Below are 15021 nucleotides of genomic sequence, written 5' to 3'. Positions count from 1 at the left end.
GGGTGGGTGAAGGGACCCACATCGACGAAGGAGCAGTCATGACCAACCACACGATCGTCATCCCCGCCGCGGACCTCGAGATCGCAACCGCCTTCTACCGCACGGCGTGGGGCGCCGAGCCGCACACCGAGACGCCCTACTACGTCGGCTTCAACCTCGACGGGCAGGAGATCGGGCTCAACCCCCAGGGTGAGCGCGACCAGATGGCCGGCCCGGTCGTCTACTGGAAGACCGACGACCTCGCCGCCACGGTGGCCGCGGTCGAAGCAGCCGGCGGCACCGTCGTACGCCCCGTGACGGAGGTCGGGGGCGGCACCTCGCTGGCCCTGCTCACCGACCCGGCCGGCAACCAGGTCGGGTTCATCACCCAGGGCTGAGCCCGGCCTGGCCGGCGTCGTCGCCGAGCTCGTCGGGCCCGACGCCGCTGTCGGCGCGCAGGCCGTGGCGCCAGGTGTTCCAGTGCCACGTGAGGTAGCGGTCGACCGCGCGCACCGCGTGCGTGCTGCGGATCGAGTGGAAGACGTCGAAGGCGTGCTGTGCGCCCGGCAGCTCGGCGTACACCACCGACCTCTTCGACGTGCGCCGCAGCTCTGCCACGAACATCCGGGCCTGGTCGACGGCGACGAGGCTGTCGAGGTCGCCGTGGATGACGAAGAAGTCGGGCGCGTCGGGCGTGATCCGGAGGATGGGGGAGGCGGCCTCGTAGACGTGGGGCGCGTCCTGCCACGACGTCTGCACGACCCGCGGGCCGAGGAAGGCGTCGCGCATCCCGATGGCGTTGGCGAGCCCGGTCGAGCCGGCGAAGTCGTAGACCCCGTAGAACGGCACCGCCGCCCGCACGGACGTGTCGGCGTCCTCGAAGCCCGGCTGCCACTCGGGGTCGCCGGGGGTCAGCGCTGCCAGCGCGGCGAGGTGGCCTCCGGCCGAGCCGCCGGTGATCACGAGGTAGTCGGGGTCGCCCCCGTGGTCGGCGATGTTGTCCCGGACCCAGGCGATGGCGCGCTTGACGTCGACGATGTGGGCGGGCCACGGGTCGCGGGGGGAGAGGCGGTAGTTGATCGCCACGCAGACCCAGCCCTTGGCGGCCATCCGGTTCATCAGCGGGCGCGCCTGGTGCTCCTTCTGGCCCACTGACCAGGCGCCGCCGTGGACCTGGAGGAGCACCGGCGCGTCCGTGATCGCGTCGTCGCTCGCAGGCAGGTAGATGTCGAGGTGGCCGCGGCGCCCGGCCTCGGAGTAGGGCAGGTTGCGGATCACCCGGACGGCGTCGTCGCGGAAGTCGAAGGGCCGCGCGAGCCGTCGCCACGGGGTCGCCAGGTCCGCCGGGTCGGGAGCCTCGTCGAGCTGCTCGACGTAGTCGACGCCGAGGCCCTCGACGAGCGCGTCGTCCAGGACCTCGGCGGACCGGTGGCTCTGCCGGACCATGTGGGCCAGGCCGAGCGCGCTGGCCCCGGCGAGGGCGAGCCCCGCCTTGGCACGGATCCCCGTGCGCCGGCTCCTCGTGAGGTGGGCAGCAGCGTCGAGGACAGTCAGCGCCAGCACCTGCGGGGCGGTCTCGCCGAAGAGCCACCCGGCGGCGAACGACGGTACGCCGCTGCGCTGGCCACGAGGCGGCCTCAGGGCGTTGGCGGTCAGGGCGGCGATCACGGTCTGGCGCGACAGGAAGCTCACGGCCGCCATGTTACTCGTCGGTACGCGGCGGTGTCAGAGCAGGAAGACGACGACCAGGATCGCGGTGACGGCCAGCGAGACCAGCACCGATCCCGCACAGCCGAGACGGTTGCTGAAGAAGAGGAACATCGGGGGCCTCCATCGAGACGGTCGTGCGGACGCCGACGCCGTACCCAGCTTGCCGCCGGTGATCCCCACCCGTCCGTCATGATCCCTCGTGTGACGACTCCCGCCGCAGACCCGTGGACCTACGTGGTGACCGACGTCGAGCTCGACGGTCCGTGGCCGGGAGTCCACTCCATGCGCTCCTTCGCGTCCGTCGCGGTGACGGCCGACGGGCTGGAGCACGGCCGTTTCGAGGCCGTGCTGGAGCCGTTGCCCGGCACCTCCCCGGACGCCGCGACGATGGAGTGGTTTGCCACGCAGCCGGGCGCGTGGGAGGCCGCCACGCGCGATGCCGAGCCGGTCGCGCGGGTGATGGAACGCTACGTCGCATGGCTGCAGGACCTGCCGTGGCCGCGGATGTTCGCTGCCTTCCCGCTGGCGCTGGACGGCATCTGGATGGATCACTACCTGCGCCGCTTCACCGCCTACGGCATCCGGCAGGGCCACCACGAGACCGACCGGCTGTTCGTCGGCCCCGGGCTGTGCCTGCGGAGCTACGCGGCGGCGGTGACCGGGACGTCGGCCGGCCTCGTCGACGTCGACACGCTCCCGGATGCCTGGTTCGGCGACGTCGAGCACACGCACCGGGCGATCGACGACACCCTCGGCTACGCCCACCTGCTGGTCGAGCTGTTCCGACGGGCGCGAGAGGGCGGGGCGGAAACCCGCGTGCCCGAGTGACCGGCGCCCGCTACGGTCCTGCCTGATGACGACCGGGATGCATGCCGACGAGCTCGTGGTGGACGACGGGACCGTACGACGCCTCGTTGCCGAGCAATTTCCCCAGTGGTCCGCGCTGCCCGTACGGCGGCTCCCGCCCCTGGGCACCGACAACCAGCTGTTCCGCCTCGGGGACGACCTGCTGGTCCGGATGCCGCGCATCCCCGGACCGGCCGAGACGGTGGCGTTCGAGCACACCTGGCTGCCGCGTCTCGCGCCCCACCTCCCGGTGGCGATCCCCGCCCCCGTGGCGCTCGGCGAGCCGGGTGACGGCTTCCCGTGGCCCTGGACGGTCGTGCCGTGGATCGACGGCACGACCCCCACCGAGTCGTCGTACGACCCGGAGACGTGGGCGGCTGAGCTCGGCGCGTTCGTGCGCGCGTGCCGTGACGTGCCCGCGATGGGTGGCCCGGTGACGACCGAGGGGCGGGGCGGTCCGCTGCCCGCCCTCGACGCCTGGGTGCGGGAGTGGACCGCGAAGGCGGACCCCGCCGAGGTCTCCCGCGACGCGGTCCTCGCGGTGTGGGAGGACGCTCTTGCCGCACCGGCGTACGACGGCGAGCCCTGCTGGTTCCACGGCGACCTGCACGACGGCAACATCCTGGTGCGCGACGGTCGGCTGGCGGCCGTGATCGACTGGGGCGCGGCCGGCCGGGGCGACCCGGCGATCGAGCTCAATGCGATGTGGGGCTACGTCCCGCTGGCCGCCGCGGAGCCCTACCGCCAGGCCGTCGGCCTCGACGAGGCCGCCTACCGCCGCGCCCGCGGCTTCGCGCTCGCCCCTGCCATCAGCGGCTGGACCTACTACCGCCACACCGCGACCGAGACCTCCCGCGGGGCGCTCGTGACCGTACGGCGGTTGATCGCGTCGCTGGAGTGAGTGCGACCGAGTTGTTGACCTTGCCCCGAGGGAAAGCCGCAGGGTCGTCCCACCGGTGACCGACACCGGGGAGGATGGAGACGATGACCACGGAGCTCTGGACGATCGGCGACTTCGCCCGGGAGTCGGGCCTGACGCCGAAGGCGTTGCGGCTGTACGACGACCTGGGGTTGCTGCGTCCGGTCGAGGTCGATGCGAGCTCGGGCTACCGGCGATATGCGCCGGAGCAGCTCGCGCAGGCTCGGCTGGTGGCCACGCTCCGGCTGGTCGGCATGCCGCTGGCCCGGATCGAGGAGGTCCTCGGGTCGCCGCCTGCAGCGGCGGCGCGGCTGGTCAGGGCGTACTGGCTCCAGGTCGAGCGCGACACGGCCAGCCGCCGGGACATCGTCTCCGCCCTCGTCGACCAGCTCGAGAGCGAGGAACCACCCATGACCACCTCCACCGACACCCTGCGTGCAGAGATCGGCACGAGTCATCGCACGGGCAGCCGCGCACAGCAGCAGGACGCCCTGATCGCCAGGACCGGCCTGGTGGCGGTGGCGGACGGGTTCGGCGAGCGCGCGGACCTCGCTTCCGCCGTGCTCGCTGCATTCGCCTCAGGCGGTCTCGACGATGCCGTCGCAGTGGTGGCGTCCGACATCGCGGAGTCGTTGCCCGATGCGCCGAGGTCAGGCACGACGCTCACCGCCGTGACGGTCACGGGCACCACCGCCTCGGTCACGCACGTGGGGGACGGACGCGTGTGGCTGGTGCGCGGCCGCGAGGTCCGGCAGGTCACCCACGACCACACGGTGGTGGCGGGGCTGCTCGAGAGCGGTCAGCTGACCGTGGACGAGGCCCGCTCCCACCCGCACCGCAACCTGCTGAACCGGGCCCTCCTGCCGGGCGATGTGCCCGACGAGCTCGAGGTCGGGCTCGAGCCAGGGGATCGCCTCGTCCTCACCACCGACGGCGTCCACTCGGTCGTCGAGGACCTCCCGGCGCTCCTGGTGTCTCCTGCGCCGGCCCAGAGCGTCGCCGACGAGGTCGCGAACGCGGTGACGGCCGCCGGGGAGCCGGACAACCACACCATCGTGGTGGTGGACCTGTCGTGAGAGCGACGTGGGACGGAGCCGGCGACGACTACGCGGTGGCTGTGGTCCATCCGGTGGACCACAGCCACCGCACTGTGGGGGCCTAGCGCAGGCGCTCGGCGAAGAAGTCGAGCACCGCGTCCACGGCCACCTGCGAGCGCTGCTCGGTGACGGTGGAGTGGCCCGAGCCCTCGAGCTCGACGCGGATGAAGGCGTCGCCGATCAGCGAGGTGAGGGAGTCGAAGCGGGTGCCGACGAGCGGGTCGGGGGCGTAGCGGATGCCGAGGACGGAGCAGCCAGCGGCCGCGCGACGGCGTACGACGTCAGCGTCGGCGGGGGAGAGGTTGAGGTCGGCGGCCCGGCCGGGGAGGCCGATGAACGGTGCGCTCGGCTGGCACAGCACGGGGGCGACGGTGCTGTCGTCGACCATCATGGCGAGCGCGAAGCCGCCGGTGAAGCACATGCCGAGCGCTCCGACGCCCGGCCCGCCGAGCTCGGCGTGCAGCTCGCGCGCCAGCGATCGCAGCCAGCCGGCCACGGGGGTCGTCACGCCCCGGGCGAGCTTGGTGAACTCGCGGCTGATGCACACCCGGGGGAGGACGCGTAGCACGTCGACGTTGCTGAACTCGCGTCCCGCCGGACCGAAGAGGTGCGGCAGCAGCACCGTGTGGCCGGCGGCCACCAGCTCCTCGCCGAACCTGATCACCCCGGCCGTGAGCCCCGGCAGCTCGTGGACGACCACCACCCCGGGACCGGTGCCCTTGCGCCACACGGGATGGGTGGTCGGCTCGCCGGCCACGTCGGCGGTGTGCTCGCTGCGGGTCCAGCCGTCGAGTGCGTCCACGGGAGGAAATGTCGCAGCCCGGAGGCCGTGGCGGAAGGGGTCCGCTGGCCAGCGCCTCAGAACGTGTAGCCGAAGGCGTCGAGGTCTGCTGCGTAGACCTCGGCGACCTTCGCTCGCGTCGCGTCGGAGTAGTAGTCGCGGTAGCTGCCGTGCGGCGACTTGTTGCGGTGGGGCACGTGGACCGGCTCGCCGCCCAGGCGCCGCTCGACCTCGGCGAGGTCGTCGGCGAAGCTCTCGGTGCGCCCGACGAAGTCGACCTCGCGGTCCGGCGCGCGCAGGTAGTCCACCTGGGGCCGGCCGACCCGCGGCAGCTCCTCGGTGCCACGCAGCACGAACTCCTCGAAACCTGAGTACGCCGCTGCGGCGCGCCACATGTCGTTGCCGCGCATCCGCGTCGCCTCGGCACCCTGCGGGCGTCCGCTCGACGGACCCCACTCACGGTCCCAGTCCTGGATCATCGACCACCACGACACCATCCGTGCCCACGGGTTGCGCACGAACGCGAAGGACCAGTAGTCGGCCGTCTGCGGCTCCGCGCGCAGGATCCGGGCGTACGGCGCGTGCCGGCCGAGCGGGGGCTTCACCCCGGGTGCCTTGCTCCGCGCGTCGGGGCAGCAGCGCTCGAACGCGACCCCGACCGAGACCCCGCCGGTCTTGGGCACGTGCACGAAGAGTGCGCGCTTGGCGTCGGAGATCAGCACGGGCGCGAGGCTAGCCCAGCCGGGGGCATGCGGGATGATCGGGCGGTGATGACCTTCCTCGAGCTCGGGCCCGGGCGGGACTTCGTGCTCCTCGCCCTGCCGAAGACGGCGAGCACCGCGCTCGAGCGGACGCTGGCGCCGTACGCCACCGAGTCGGTCAGCGCACCACCCGGGCGCAAGCACCTGCCGGCGCGCGGCTTCGTGCACACCAAGGCGCGCGAGCTCGCCGAGCAGGGGCACCCGCGCGAGTCCTACGAGCTGGTCACCATGTTCCGCGAGCCCATCGCCTGGCTCGAGTCGTGGTGGCGCTACCGCGCACGCGAGGACAGCCGGCAGTCGACCGCCGAGATGACCTTCGAGGAGTTCGCCCTGCACTACCTCGCCGGCCACGACGACGCACCGGTCCCCAAGGGCCGTCCGGCGAAGTTCATCCAGGCCCAGGGCGGTGTCGCCGTGGACCGGGTCCTCGCCGTCGAGCGCCCCGAGGTGTGGTCGGCGTGGTTCTCCGAGCGGCTCGGCCGTCCGCTCGTCTTCGAGCGCCGCAACGCCTCCACCGCGGAGCACGGCGAGCTGGCCTTCGCCACGCGTGAGGCGCTGGTGGCGCACTTCGCCCCGGAGTACGCCGTGTGGGACCGACTCGAGGCCACCGGCGAGTGGGCGGGCGCGCGGGGGACCCGGCTGCCGGACCTGGTGGGCCCGGCTCGGTCGTAGCGGTCAGTCGTAGGTGTAGCCGAAGAGCTCGATGTCCTCGGCGTAGACCTTAGCGACGCGCTGGCGGGTCTCGTCGGTGTAGTAGTCGTGGTAGGTGCCGTGCTTGGACTTGTTCTTGTGCACCGGCGTGGACGGCTCGAGGCCGAGCTGCGCCTGCACCCGCTGGAGGTCCTCGACGAAGTTCTCCGTGCGGCCGATGAAGTCGACCTCACGCTGGTGCTTGGGAGCGCGCAGGTACTTGATCTGCGGCGTGCCGACGCGCGGCAGCTCCTCGGTGCCGCGCATCACGAACTCGTCGAAGCCGGAGTAGGCCGCCGCGGCGCGCCACATCTCGTTGCCGTCGCGCATCGAGTTGTGCTTGACGTCCTGCGGCTTGCCGCTGCTCGGGCCGTGGCGGCGGTCCCAGGCCGAGATCATCGAGTACCACGAGACCATCCGGGCCCACGGGTTCCGCACGAAGCCGAAGGTCCAGTAGTCGATGACCTGCGGCTCGTGCTTGATGATCTTGCCGAGCGTCGCGTGGCGGCCGATGGGGACGCGCGCCTTGCGAGCGTCGGGGCACGCCTCCTTGACGGTCTCCTCGACCGACACGCCGCCCGTCTTGGGCACGTGGACGAAGAGCACCTTGCGCGAGTCGCTGATCAGCACGCGGCGAGGTTATCCCACGCTCCACCTGACTACTGTGGGCCCGTGACCGGCACCCTCGTCGCGAAGGACCTGGCCGGTGGCCACGGCCCGCGCACCCTCTTCGAGTCCCTGGACCTCACCGTCTCACCGGGCGACGTCGTCGGGGTCGTCGGAGCCAACGGGGCCGGGAAGTCCACGCTGCTGCGACTGCTGGCGGGGGAGTCCGCGCCGATCTCGGGGCGGGTGTCCACCGCACCGTCCGACGCGTTCGTGGGCTGGCTCCCGCAGGAGCACGAGCGCATCCCCGGCGAGACGATCGCGGGCTACCTCGGCCGCCGTACGGGCGCGACCCCCGCGACCCTGGTGATGGAGGACGCCGCCGCGGCTCTGGAGTCGGAGGCCCCCGACGCCGCCGACACGTACGCCGTCGCGCTGGACCACTGGCTGGCGACCGGCGCGCCCGACCTCGAGGACCGTGCTCCCGCGGTCCTGGCCGAGCTCGGTCTCGACCTCGGCCTCGACGCGCTGATGACCAGCCTGTCGGGAGGCCAGGCCGCGCGGGTCGCCCTCGCCGCGCTGCTGCTGAGCCGCTTCGACGTCGTCCTGCTCGACGAGCCGACCAACGACCTCGACCTCGCCGGGCTGGAACGGCTGGAGTCGTTCGTGCGCGGCCTGCGCGCGGGCATCGTGCTCGTGTCGCACGACCGCGAGTTCCTGGCGCGGTGCGTCACCCGGGTTGTCGAGCTCGACCTGGCCCAGCGGCAGGTCTCGGTGTACGACGGCGGCTACGACGCCTACCTCGAGGAGCGGGCGGTCGCCCGGCGGCACGCCCGCGAGGCCTACGAGGAGTTCGCGGACAAGAAGGCCGACCTCGTCTCCCGGGCCCGCACCCAGCGGGAGTGGAGCTCGCAGGGCGTCCGCAACGCGATGCGGAAGGCGCCCGACAACGACAAGATCCGCCGGCGCGCGCAGAGCGAGTCGTCGGAGAAGCAGGCCCAGAAGGTGCGGCAGATGGAGTCGCGCATCGCGCGCCTCGAGGAGGTCGAGGAGCCCCGCAAGGAGTGGGTGCTGCAGTTCGACATCGCCTCAGCACCCCGCTCGTCCAGCGTCGTCGCCGTCCTCGACGAGGCGGTCGTCCGGCTCGGCGGCTTCCAGCTCGGGCCGGTCTCGCTCCAGGTCTCGGCCGGGGACCGGATCGCCATCACCGGCCCCAACGGCGCCGGCAAGACGACCCTGCTGCGGCTGCTGCTCGGTCACGTGGCACCGGACGAGGGCCGTGCGTCCCTCGGCGCGAGCGTCGCGGTCGGCGAGATCGACCAGGCGCGTACGTCGCTGGCGGAGACGCTGCCGCTCGGCGACGCCTTCGAGGCGGCCGTGCCGGCCATGACCTCCGCGGAGGTGCGCACCCTGCTGGCCAAGTTCGGGCTCAAGGCCGACCAGGTCGCCAGCCTCGTCCACCGGCTCTCGCCCGGCGAGCGCACCCGGGCCGCGATGGCGCTCCTGCAGGCCCGCGGCGTCAACCTGCTCGTGCTCGACGAGCCCACCAACCACCTCGACCTGCCCGCGATCGAGCAGCTCGAGCAGGCCCTGGCGACGTACGACGGCACGCTGCTTCTCGTCTCCCACGACCGCCGGATGCTCGCCAACGTCACGCTCGACCAGCGCTGGGACCTCGACGGCGGCCGGGTCACCGCTCGCTAGCATCCCCGGGCGTGACGACCGGGGAGGTGCCGGGTGGGTCAGGCCTCGAGGGGCCAGCCCCGCTGGGCCCAGCCGCCGGTGCCGCCCGCGACGTTGATGGCCGCGATGCCCTGCTGGCGCAGGTGGTCCACGACGTGGCGGCTGCGGCCGCCCGCCTGGCAGATCACGAAGACCGGCTGGTCCTGCGGCAGCTCGGCGACCCGGCCGGGGACGTCGTTCATCGGGATGTGCACGGCGCCGGGAACCCGACCGCCGGCCACCTCGTCGGCCTCGCGCACGTCGACGACGTAGGCGCCCTGGCTGTGGGCGGCCGCGAACTCGTCGAGGCCGACCTCGTCCTGCGGACCGTTGGCGGCGGCCTCCTGTGCGGCGGCCACCTCCTGGCGTACGGCGTCCATGTCGAGGCCGCGGGCCTGCTCGATCACACCGGAGAGGGCCTGCGGCGGCAGCGCGCCGGCCTGGTTGAAGAGCAGGATCCCGTCGCGGAAGAGCATCAGCGTCGGGATCGAGGTGATCGCCGCCATCTGGGCCAGCTGCTGCTCGGCCTCGGTGTCCACCTTGCCGAAGACGATGTCGGGGTTGTCCTCCGACGCCTTCTCGTAGACGGGGGCGAACTGGCGGCAGGGGCCGCACCAGGCAGCCCAGAAGTCGACGAGGACGATGCCCTCGCCACTGACGGTCTGCTCGAAGTCGGCCAGGGTCAGCTCACGCGTGCTCATGCCTCCAGACTGCCACGGCGACCCCGCCGACCCACATCACCGGGGGACTCACCAGCCGCGCTCGCGCCACTCCGCGAGGTGGGGGCGCTCGTCACCGAGCCGGCCGTCGACGCCGTGCCCGGGGTAGAACCAGGTCTCGTCGGGGAGCCGGTCGAAGATCTTGGTCTCCACCTCGCTGACGAGCTGGGCGAACGCGTCGGCGTCGCCGAAGGTCGCCCCCACGCCGCCGGGGAAGAGCGAGTCGCCGGTGAAGAGGTGCGGGGTCGGGGCGACGGCGGGGTCGTCGAGGAGGAGGCAGATCGAGCCGGGCGTGTGTCCCGCGACGGGGACGACGACCAGGTCGCAGGGGCCGACGGCCACCTTGTCGCCCGCGCCGACCCGGCGCTCGACCCGCACCCCGGTCTGCTCCTCGATGGCGTCGGCGTCGGGGGCGCCGGCGACGACGAGCGCGGACGGGTGGGCGGCCTTGACCGCGGCCAGCGCCCGGTGGTGGTCCCAGTGCTGGTGGGTCGTGACGATCGACGTCAGCGAGCGGTCGCCGATCAGCTCGAGCAGCCGCTCCGGCTCCGCGGCGGCGTCGATGAGCACGACCTCGTCGGTGACGGAGCAGAGCAGCAGGTAGCAGTTGTTGGACATCTCCGGGTCCACGGCGACCTTGGTCACGGTGAAGTCGCCCAACGTGCGGACGTCGGGGTCGCCGCCGGGCGTCACGTCACCGGTGTAGTCGCCCACCCTGTCGTCGTTCACCATGTCTCCACCTCCGGGAGGTCGTTCGAGTCGGACGTGAGGCCCTCGCCGGCGCCGCGGCCGGTGAGCCACCAGCCCAGCGCCGCCGACGTACCGGTGACGACGGGGCCGCTGCCGTCCTCGTGAGCGGGGCCGTAGTGCCAGGTGTGGTCGAGGTCGGTGGGTCGTACGTCGAAGGGCGCCGGGTAGGGACGCTTGGTCATCGACTCCAGCAGGATCGCGCGGAAGTCGGCGGGCCAGTCGTCAGCGGTGTAGCCGGTGCCGAGGTCCGCGTGGTGGATCTCCACCTCGCGCAGCCGCATCAGCACGACGTTGCGCAGGGAGAAGTCCGGTCCGCCGGGGGTGCGCTCGAAGCGGCCCTCCCAGTCGGCCTCGTGCATCGCGGCGAGCGCCTCGCCGAAGTGGGCGGTGCCGGCCAGGAAGCGCTCGCGCAGGTCGGCCGGCGCGGCGGCGGCGAGCTCCTCGATGTCGGCGTCGCGCGCCTCGGGCGAGGCGTACATCGGCGCCGGCCGGCCGACGTGCGCCCCGTGCAGGACGCCGGCGAGGCCATCGCCGTTGAGCGCGAGGTGGGCCACCACGTGCGCCCGCGTCCAGCCGGGGAGTTGGGACGGCTCGGCATACTGGGACTCGGAGAGCGCGTCGACCGTGCGGACGAGCGCTCGATCGGCTCGGGCGATGGTGTCCGGGTCGGGTCTCGGGACGTCGATCACCCGCCCATCGTGCCACTTCGGGCGACACCTCATCCTCCACCCTGCCGGGTGGACGATGGGCCCGCTGTCGGTGCTGCGTGAGAGGGTGGATCGGTGCGTCGGCTTGCGCGCGACGCCGCTCCGGGACGAACATGTGTTCGACTCCGTCCCCATCAGATCGTCACCGCCAAGACGAGGACCCAGAACGAGGACCACTGTGGCCGACCAGCTCATCATCCGGGGCGCCCGGGAGCACAACCTCAAGGACGTCTCCCTCGACCTCCCGCGTGACTCGCTCATCGTCTTCACGGGCCTGTCGGGGTCCGGCAAGTCGAGCCTGGCCTTCGACACGATCTTCGCCGAGGGCCAGCGTCGCTACGTCGAGTCGCTCTCGGCCTACGCCCGCCAGTTCCTCGGCCAGATGGACAAGCCCGACGTCGACTTCATCGAGGGCCTGAGCCCGGCGGTCAGCATCGACCAGAAGTCCACGTCGAAGAACCCGCGCTCGACGGTCGGCACGATCACCGAGGTCTACGACTACCTGCGCCTGCTCTATGCGCGTGCGGGCCGCGCCCACTGCCCGACCTGCGGTGCGCCGATCGAGCGCCAGACGCCGCAGCAGATCGTCGACCGCATCCTCGCGCTCGAGGAGGGCCGCCGCTTCCAGGTGCTGGCGCCGGTGATCCGGGGCCGCAAGGGCGAGTACGTCGAGCTCTTCCGCCAGCTCCAGCAGCAGGGCTTCAGCCGCGCGCGCGTCGACGGCCAGACCCACACCCTCGACGACCCGCCGACGCTCGACAAGAAGCTCAAGCACACCATCGAGGTCGTCATCGACCGGCTCGCGGTGAAGGAGTCGTCCAAGCGCCGCCTGACCGACTCGGTCGAGACCGCGCTCGGCCTCGCCGGCGGACTCGTGGTCTTCGACTTCGTCGACCTGGACGCCAAGGACCCCGGGCGCGAGATGAAGTTCTCGGAGAAGATGGCGTGCCCCAACGACCACACCATCGACACCGACGACCTCGAGCCGCGCTCGTTCTCCTTCAACTCGCCCTTCGGCGCGTGCACGGTCTGCTCGGGCCTCGGCACCAAGATGGAGGTCGACCCCGAGCTCGTGGTCCCCGACACCGGTGCCACGCTCGGCGAGGGCGCCATCGCCCCGTGGAGCGGCGCCCACGTCGCCGACTACTTCCTCCGCCTCGTCAACGCGCTCGGCGAGGAGCTCGGCTTCGACCTCAACACCCCCTGGGACCAGCTGACCCCCAAGCAGCGCACGTCGCTGCTGGAGGGTCACTCGACCAAGGTCCACGTCGTCACCAAGAACCGCTACGGCCGCCAGCGGGCCTACTACGCCGCCTTCGAAGGCGTGCGCCCCTACGTCGAGCGCCGGCACCGCGAGGCCGAGTCCGACACCAGCCGTGAGCGCTTCGAGGGCTTCATGCGCGAGGTGCCGTGCCCGGCCTGCCAGGGCTCGCGCCTCAAGCCGGTCTCGGTCTCGGTCACCCTGGGTGCCCGCGACGATGGTGGCAAGAACATCGCCGAGGTGTGTGCGCTGCCGATCAACGAGGCCGCCCACTACCTCCGCACCGTCGACCTCTCCGTGCGCGAGCGGCAGATCGGTGAGCGGGTGCTGAAGGAGATCCAGGAGCGGCTGCAGTTCCTGCTCGACGTCGGCCTCGACTACCTCTCCCTCGACCGGCCCAGCGGCTCGCTGTCGGGCGGTGAGGCCCAGCGCATCCGCCTCGCCACCCAGATCGGTGCCGGCCTCGTCGGCGTGCTCTACGTCCTCGACGAGCCCTCGATCGGCCTCCACCAGCGCGACAACAAGCGACTCATCGAGACGCTGCTGCGGCTCAAGGAGCTCGGCAACACCCTGATCGTGGTCGAGCACGACGAGGACACGGTCCGCGTCGCCGACTGGGTCGTCGACATCGGTCCGGGTGCGGGCGAGCACGGCGGCCAGGTCGTCCACTCCGGCACGGTCGAGGACCTGCTCACCCACCCCGACTCGATGACCGGCCAGTACCTCAGCGGCCGCCGCGAGATCCCCGTCCCGCCCGTGCGCCGTCCGCGCACCAAGGGCCGTGAGCTCACCGTCCACGGCGCCCGCGAGCACAACCTGCAGGACGTCGACGTCAGCTTCCCGCTCGGTGTCTTCACCGCCGTCACCGGCGTCTCGGGGTCCGGCAAGTCGACGCTGGTCAACGACATCCTCTACACCTCGCTGGCCAAGCAGATCTACAACGCCCGCACCGTCCCCGGGCGCCACACCAAGATCACCGGGCTCGAGCACGTCGACAAGGTCATCCACGTCGACCAGTCGCCGATCGGCCGCACCCCGCGGTCCAACCCGGCGACCTACACCGGGGTCTTCGACCACGTCCGCAAGCTCTTCGCCTCCACCCCGGAGGCGAAGATGCGCGGCTACCTCCAGGGCCGCTTCTCCTTCAACGTCAAGGGCGGGCGCTGCGAGGCCTGCTCCGGCGACGGCACGATCAAGATCGAGATGAACTTCCTCCCGGACGTCTACGTCCCGTGCGAGGTCTGCCACGGCGCCCGCTACAACCGCGAGACGCTCGAGGTCCACTACAAGGGCAAGACCATCGCCGAGGTCCTCGACATGCCGATCGAGGAGGCCGCGGAGTTCTTCGCCGCGGTGCCCGCGATCGCGCGCCACATGAAGACGCTGGAGGAGGTCGGCCTCGGCTACGTCCGCCTCGGGCAGCCGGCGACGACGCTCTCCGGCGGCGAGGCGCAGCGCGTCAAGCTCGCCAGCGAGCTGCAGAAGCGCTCCACCGGCCGCACCGTCTACGTCCTCGACGAGCCGACGACCGGCCTCCACTTCGAGGACATCCGCAAGCTGCTGGGTGTCCTGTCGAGCCTGGTCGACAAGGGCAACTCGGTGTTGGTGATCGAGCACAACCTCGACGTCATCAAGACCGCCGACTGGATCATCGACATGGGTCCCGAGGGCGGGTCGCGGGGCGGCATGGTCGTCGCCGAGGGCACGCCCGAGGAGGTCGCGGCGGTGGCCGAGAGCCACACCGGCTCGTTCCTGGCACCCATCCTCGAGGGTCGTGGCGCCCAGCAGCCGGGTGCGCCCCGGCGGCAGGCGGCGGTAGCCGCGAAGTCGGCCCCGGCGAGGAAGACCGCGACCAAGAAGGCGCCCGCCAAGAAGACCGCCGCGAAGAAGGCGCCCGCCAGGAAGGCTGCCGCGAAGAAGTCCTCCTGAACAGCCACCAGGTTCTTCACAGGTCGGCTGGCTAGGGTCTCCACATGACCGCCATCAACAGACGCCGCGCCCTCACCGGATCGGCGGCGATCGCCGTCGGCGTGCCCGTCCTCGCCGCGTGCAGCTCCGACGACGCGTCGACGGCCGCGGACCCCACCGACTCGAGCTCCCCGTCGCCGAGCGACGCCTCGCCGTCGCAGCCCAGCGCCGACGGGACGCAGACGCCCAGCGAGAGCGGCGCCGCCGCCCTGGCGAGCACGGGCGACGTACCGGTCGGCGGGTGCTTCGTCGCGACCGGCGCGAAGGTCGTGGTGACGCAGCCGACCGAGGGCGACTTCAAGGCGTTCTCCGCCGTGTGCACCCACCAGGGCTGCCTCGTCGAGTCCAGCAGCGAGGGCGAGATCCCGTGCCCGTGCCACCTCAGCCGCTTCTCGCTCGAGGACGGCTCGCCGGTCTCCGGCCCGGCGACCGCCGCCCTGGCGCCGGTCGAGATCAGCGTCGACGGCGACTCGATCACCCAGGCCTGAGGTCTCCCGCGGCCCTG

General features: G+C 72.1%; 15 protein-coding genes. 8 read left to right on the top strand and 7 right to left on the bottom strand.

Translation table 11 applies throughout. The annotated features are described in order from the left end of the window. Nucleotides 1–38: 38 nt before the first annotated feature. Nucleotides 39–377, top strand: coding sequence for a VOC family protein (locus Q1B24_RS03635; protein WP_299923326.1), 339 nt, complete (start codon nt 39–41; stop codon nt 375–377). Here the strand turns inward: Q1B24_RS03635 and Q1B24_RS03630 are convergent. Next, nucleotides 364–1671, bottom strand: a complete 1308-nt coding sequence (locus Q1B24_RS03630; RefSeq protein ID WP_299923323.1) for an alpha/beta hydrolase — start codon at nt 1669–1671, stop codon at nt 364–366. The genes Q1B24_RS03635 and Q1B24_RS03630 overlap by 14 nt on opposite strands. Before the next feature lie 219 nt (nt 1672–1890). On the opposite strand from Q1B24_RS03630, the gene Q1B24_RS03625 reads away from it, so the two are divergent. From Q1B24_RS03625 to Q1B24_RS03615, 3 genes are all read left to right on the top strand, one after another. Further along, the gene (locus tag Q1B24_RS03625) at nt 1891–2517 is read left to right on the top strand and encodes a hypothetical protein (protein ID WP_299923319.1); all 627 of its coding nucleotides are present in this window, start codon (nt 1891–1893) and stop codon (nt 2515–2517) included. Between the two features lie 25 nt (nt 2518–2542). Continuing rightward, the gene (locus tag Q1B24_RS03620; RefSeq protein ID WP_299923316.1) at nt 2543–3436 is read left to right on the top strand and encodes an aminoglycoside phosphotransferase family protein; all 894 of its coding nucleotides are present in this window, start codon (nt 2543–2545) and stop codon (nt 3434–3436) included. Between the two features lie 83 nt (nt 3437–3519). Then, the gene (locus Q1B24_RS03615; protein ID WP_299923313.1) at nt 3520–4530 is read left to right on the top strand and encodes a MerR family transcriptional regulator; all 1011 of its coding nucleotides are present in this window, start codon (nt 3520–3522) and stop codon (nt 4528–4530) included. Between the two features lie 82 nt (nt 4531–4612). Here Q1B24_RS03615 and Q1B24_RS03610 read toward each other — a convergent pair whose 3' ends face one another. Continuing rightward, nucleotides 4613–5353, bottom strand: coding sequence for a dienelactone hydrolase family protein (locus tag Q1B24_RS03610; RefSeq protein WP_299923310.1), 741 nt, complete (start codon nt 5351–5353; stop codon nt 4613–4615). Nucleotides 5354–5409: 56 nt separating this feature from the next. After that, nucleotides 5410–6054, bottom strand: coding sequence for a sulfotransferase family 2 domain-containing protein (locus Q1B24_RS03605; protein WP_299923307.1), 645 nt, complete (start codon nt 6052–6054; stop codon nt 5410–5412). Nucleotides 6055–6099: 45 nt separating this feature from the next. Here Q1B24_RS03605 and Q1B24_RS03600 point away from each other — a divergent pair, with 45 nt between their 5' ends. Further along, nucleotides 6100–6765 (top strand): hypothetical protein, encoded by a 666-nt coding sequence (locus tag Q1B24_RS03600; protein ID WP_299923304.1) that lies wholly within the window; start codon nt 6100–6102, stop codon nt 6763–6765. 3 nt (nt 6766–6768) lie between these two features. Here the strand turns inward: Q1B24_RS03600 and Q1B24_RS03595 are convergent, their stop codons facing one another. Next, a complete protein-coding gene (locus Q1B24_RS03595) occupies nt 6769–7413 on the bottom strand; it encodes a sulfotransferase family 2 domain-containing protein (protein ID WP_299923301.1) in 645 nt (214 codons plus the stop codon). A gap of 42 nt (nt 7414–7455) precedes the next feature. Here Q1B24_RS03595 and Q1B24_RS03590 point away from each other — a divergent pair, with 42 nt between their 5' ends. Continuing rightward, nucleotides 7456–9093, top strand: coding sequence for an ABC-F family ATP-binding cassette domain-containing protein (locus Q1B24_RS03590; protein ID WP_299923298.1), 1638 nt, complete (start codon nt 7456–7458; stop codon nt 9091–9093). A 38-nt stretch (nt 9094–9131) separates the two neighbouring features. Here Q1B24_RS03590 and Q1B24_RS21825 read toward each other — a convergent pair whose 3' ends face one another. From Q1B24_RS21825 to Q1B24_RS03570, 3 genes are read right to left on the bottom strand one after another with little or no spacing between them, the layout of a single operon-like run. After that, nucleotides 9132–9812, bottom strand: a complete 681-nt coding sequence (locus Q1B24_RS21825) for a thioredoxin domain-containing protein (RefSeq protein ID WP_366916418.1) — start codon at nt 9810–9812, stop codon at nt 9132–9134. A 48-nt stretch (nt 9813–9860) separates the two neighbouring features. Continuing rightward, entirely contained in the window at nt 9861–10562 is a 702-nt protein-coding gene (locus Q1B24_RS03575) for an MBL fold metallo-hydrolase (RefSeq protein ID WP_299923295.1), read from the bottom strand. Beyond that, nucleotides 10556–11269, bottom strand: coding sequence for a maleylpyruvate isomerase family mycothiol-dependent enzyme (locus tag Q1B24_RS03570; RefSeq protein ID WP_299923292.1), 714 nt, complete (start codon nt 11267–11269; stop codon nt 10556–10558). The genes Q1B24_RS03575 and Q1B24_RS03570 overlap by 7 nt, the downstream gene beginning before the upstream one ends. 196 nt (nt 11270–11465) lie before the next feature. On the opposite strand from Q1B24_RS03570, the gene uvrA reads away from it, so the two are divergent. Further along, on the top strand, nt 11466–14477 hold the full coding sequence (gene uvrA / locus Q1B24_RS03565; protein ID WP_299923289.1) for an excinuclease ABC subunit UvrA: 3012 nt from the start codon (nt 11466–11468) through the stop codon (nt 14475–14477). 44 nt (nt 14478–14521) lie between these two features. Continuing rightward, the gene (locus Q1B24_RS03560) at nt 14522–15004 is read left to right on the top strand and encodes a Rieske (2Fe-2S) protein (protein WP_299923287.1); all 483 of its coding nucleotides are present in this window, start codon (nt 14522–14524) and stop codon (nt 15002–15004) included. Nucleotides 15005–15021: the final 17 nt, after the last annotated feature.

Origin of the sequence: uncultured Nocardioides sp. (assembly GCF_947488025.1) — a bacterium.
In the GTDB taxonomy this organism is placed as follows: domain Bacteria; phylum Actinomycetota; class Actinomycetes; order Propionibacteriales; family Nocardioidaceae; genus Nocardioides.
Note: the sequence above shows the minus strand (reverse complement) of the source record. Positions and strands in the feature narration are given on the sequence as shown.

Bases quoted from the DNA above. Each gene is read 5' to 3' on its own strand.
- Q1B24_RS03635 (WP_299923326.1), top strand. From the start codon at position 39: ATGACCAACCACACGATCGTCATCCCCGCCGCGGACCTCGAGATCGCA.
- Q1B24_RS03620 (WP_299923316.1), top strand. From the start codon at position 2,543: ATGACGACCGGGATGCATGCCGACGAGCTCGTGGTGGACGACGGGACC.
- Q1B24_RS03615 (WP_299923313.1), top strand. From the start codon at position 3,520: ATGACCACGGAGCTCTGGACGATCGGCGACTTCGCCCGGGAGTCGGGC.
- Q1B24_RS21825 (WP_366916418.1), bottom strand. From the start codon at position 9,812: ATGAGCACGCGTGAGCTGACCCTGGCCGACTTCGAGCAGACCGTCAGT.
- Q1B24_RS03575 (WP_299923295.1), bottom strand. From the start codon at position 10,562: ATGGTGAACGACGACAGGGTGGGCGACTACACCGGTGACGTGACGCCC.
- Q1B24_RS03560 (WP_299923287.1), top strand. From the start codon at position 14,522: ATGACCGCCATCAACAGACGCCGCGCCCTCACCGGATCGGCGGCGATC.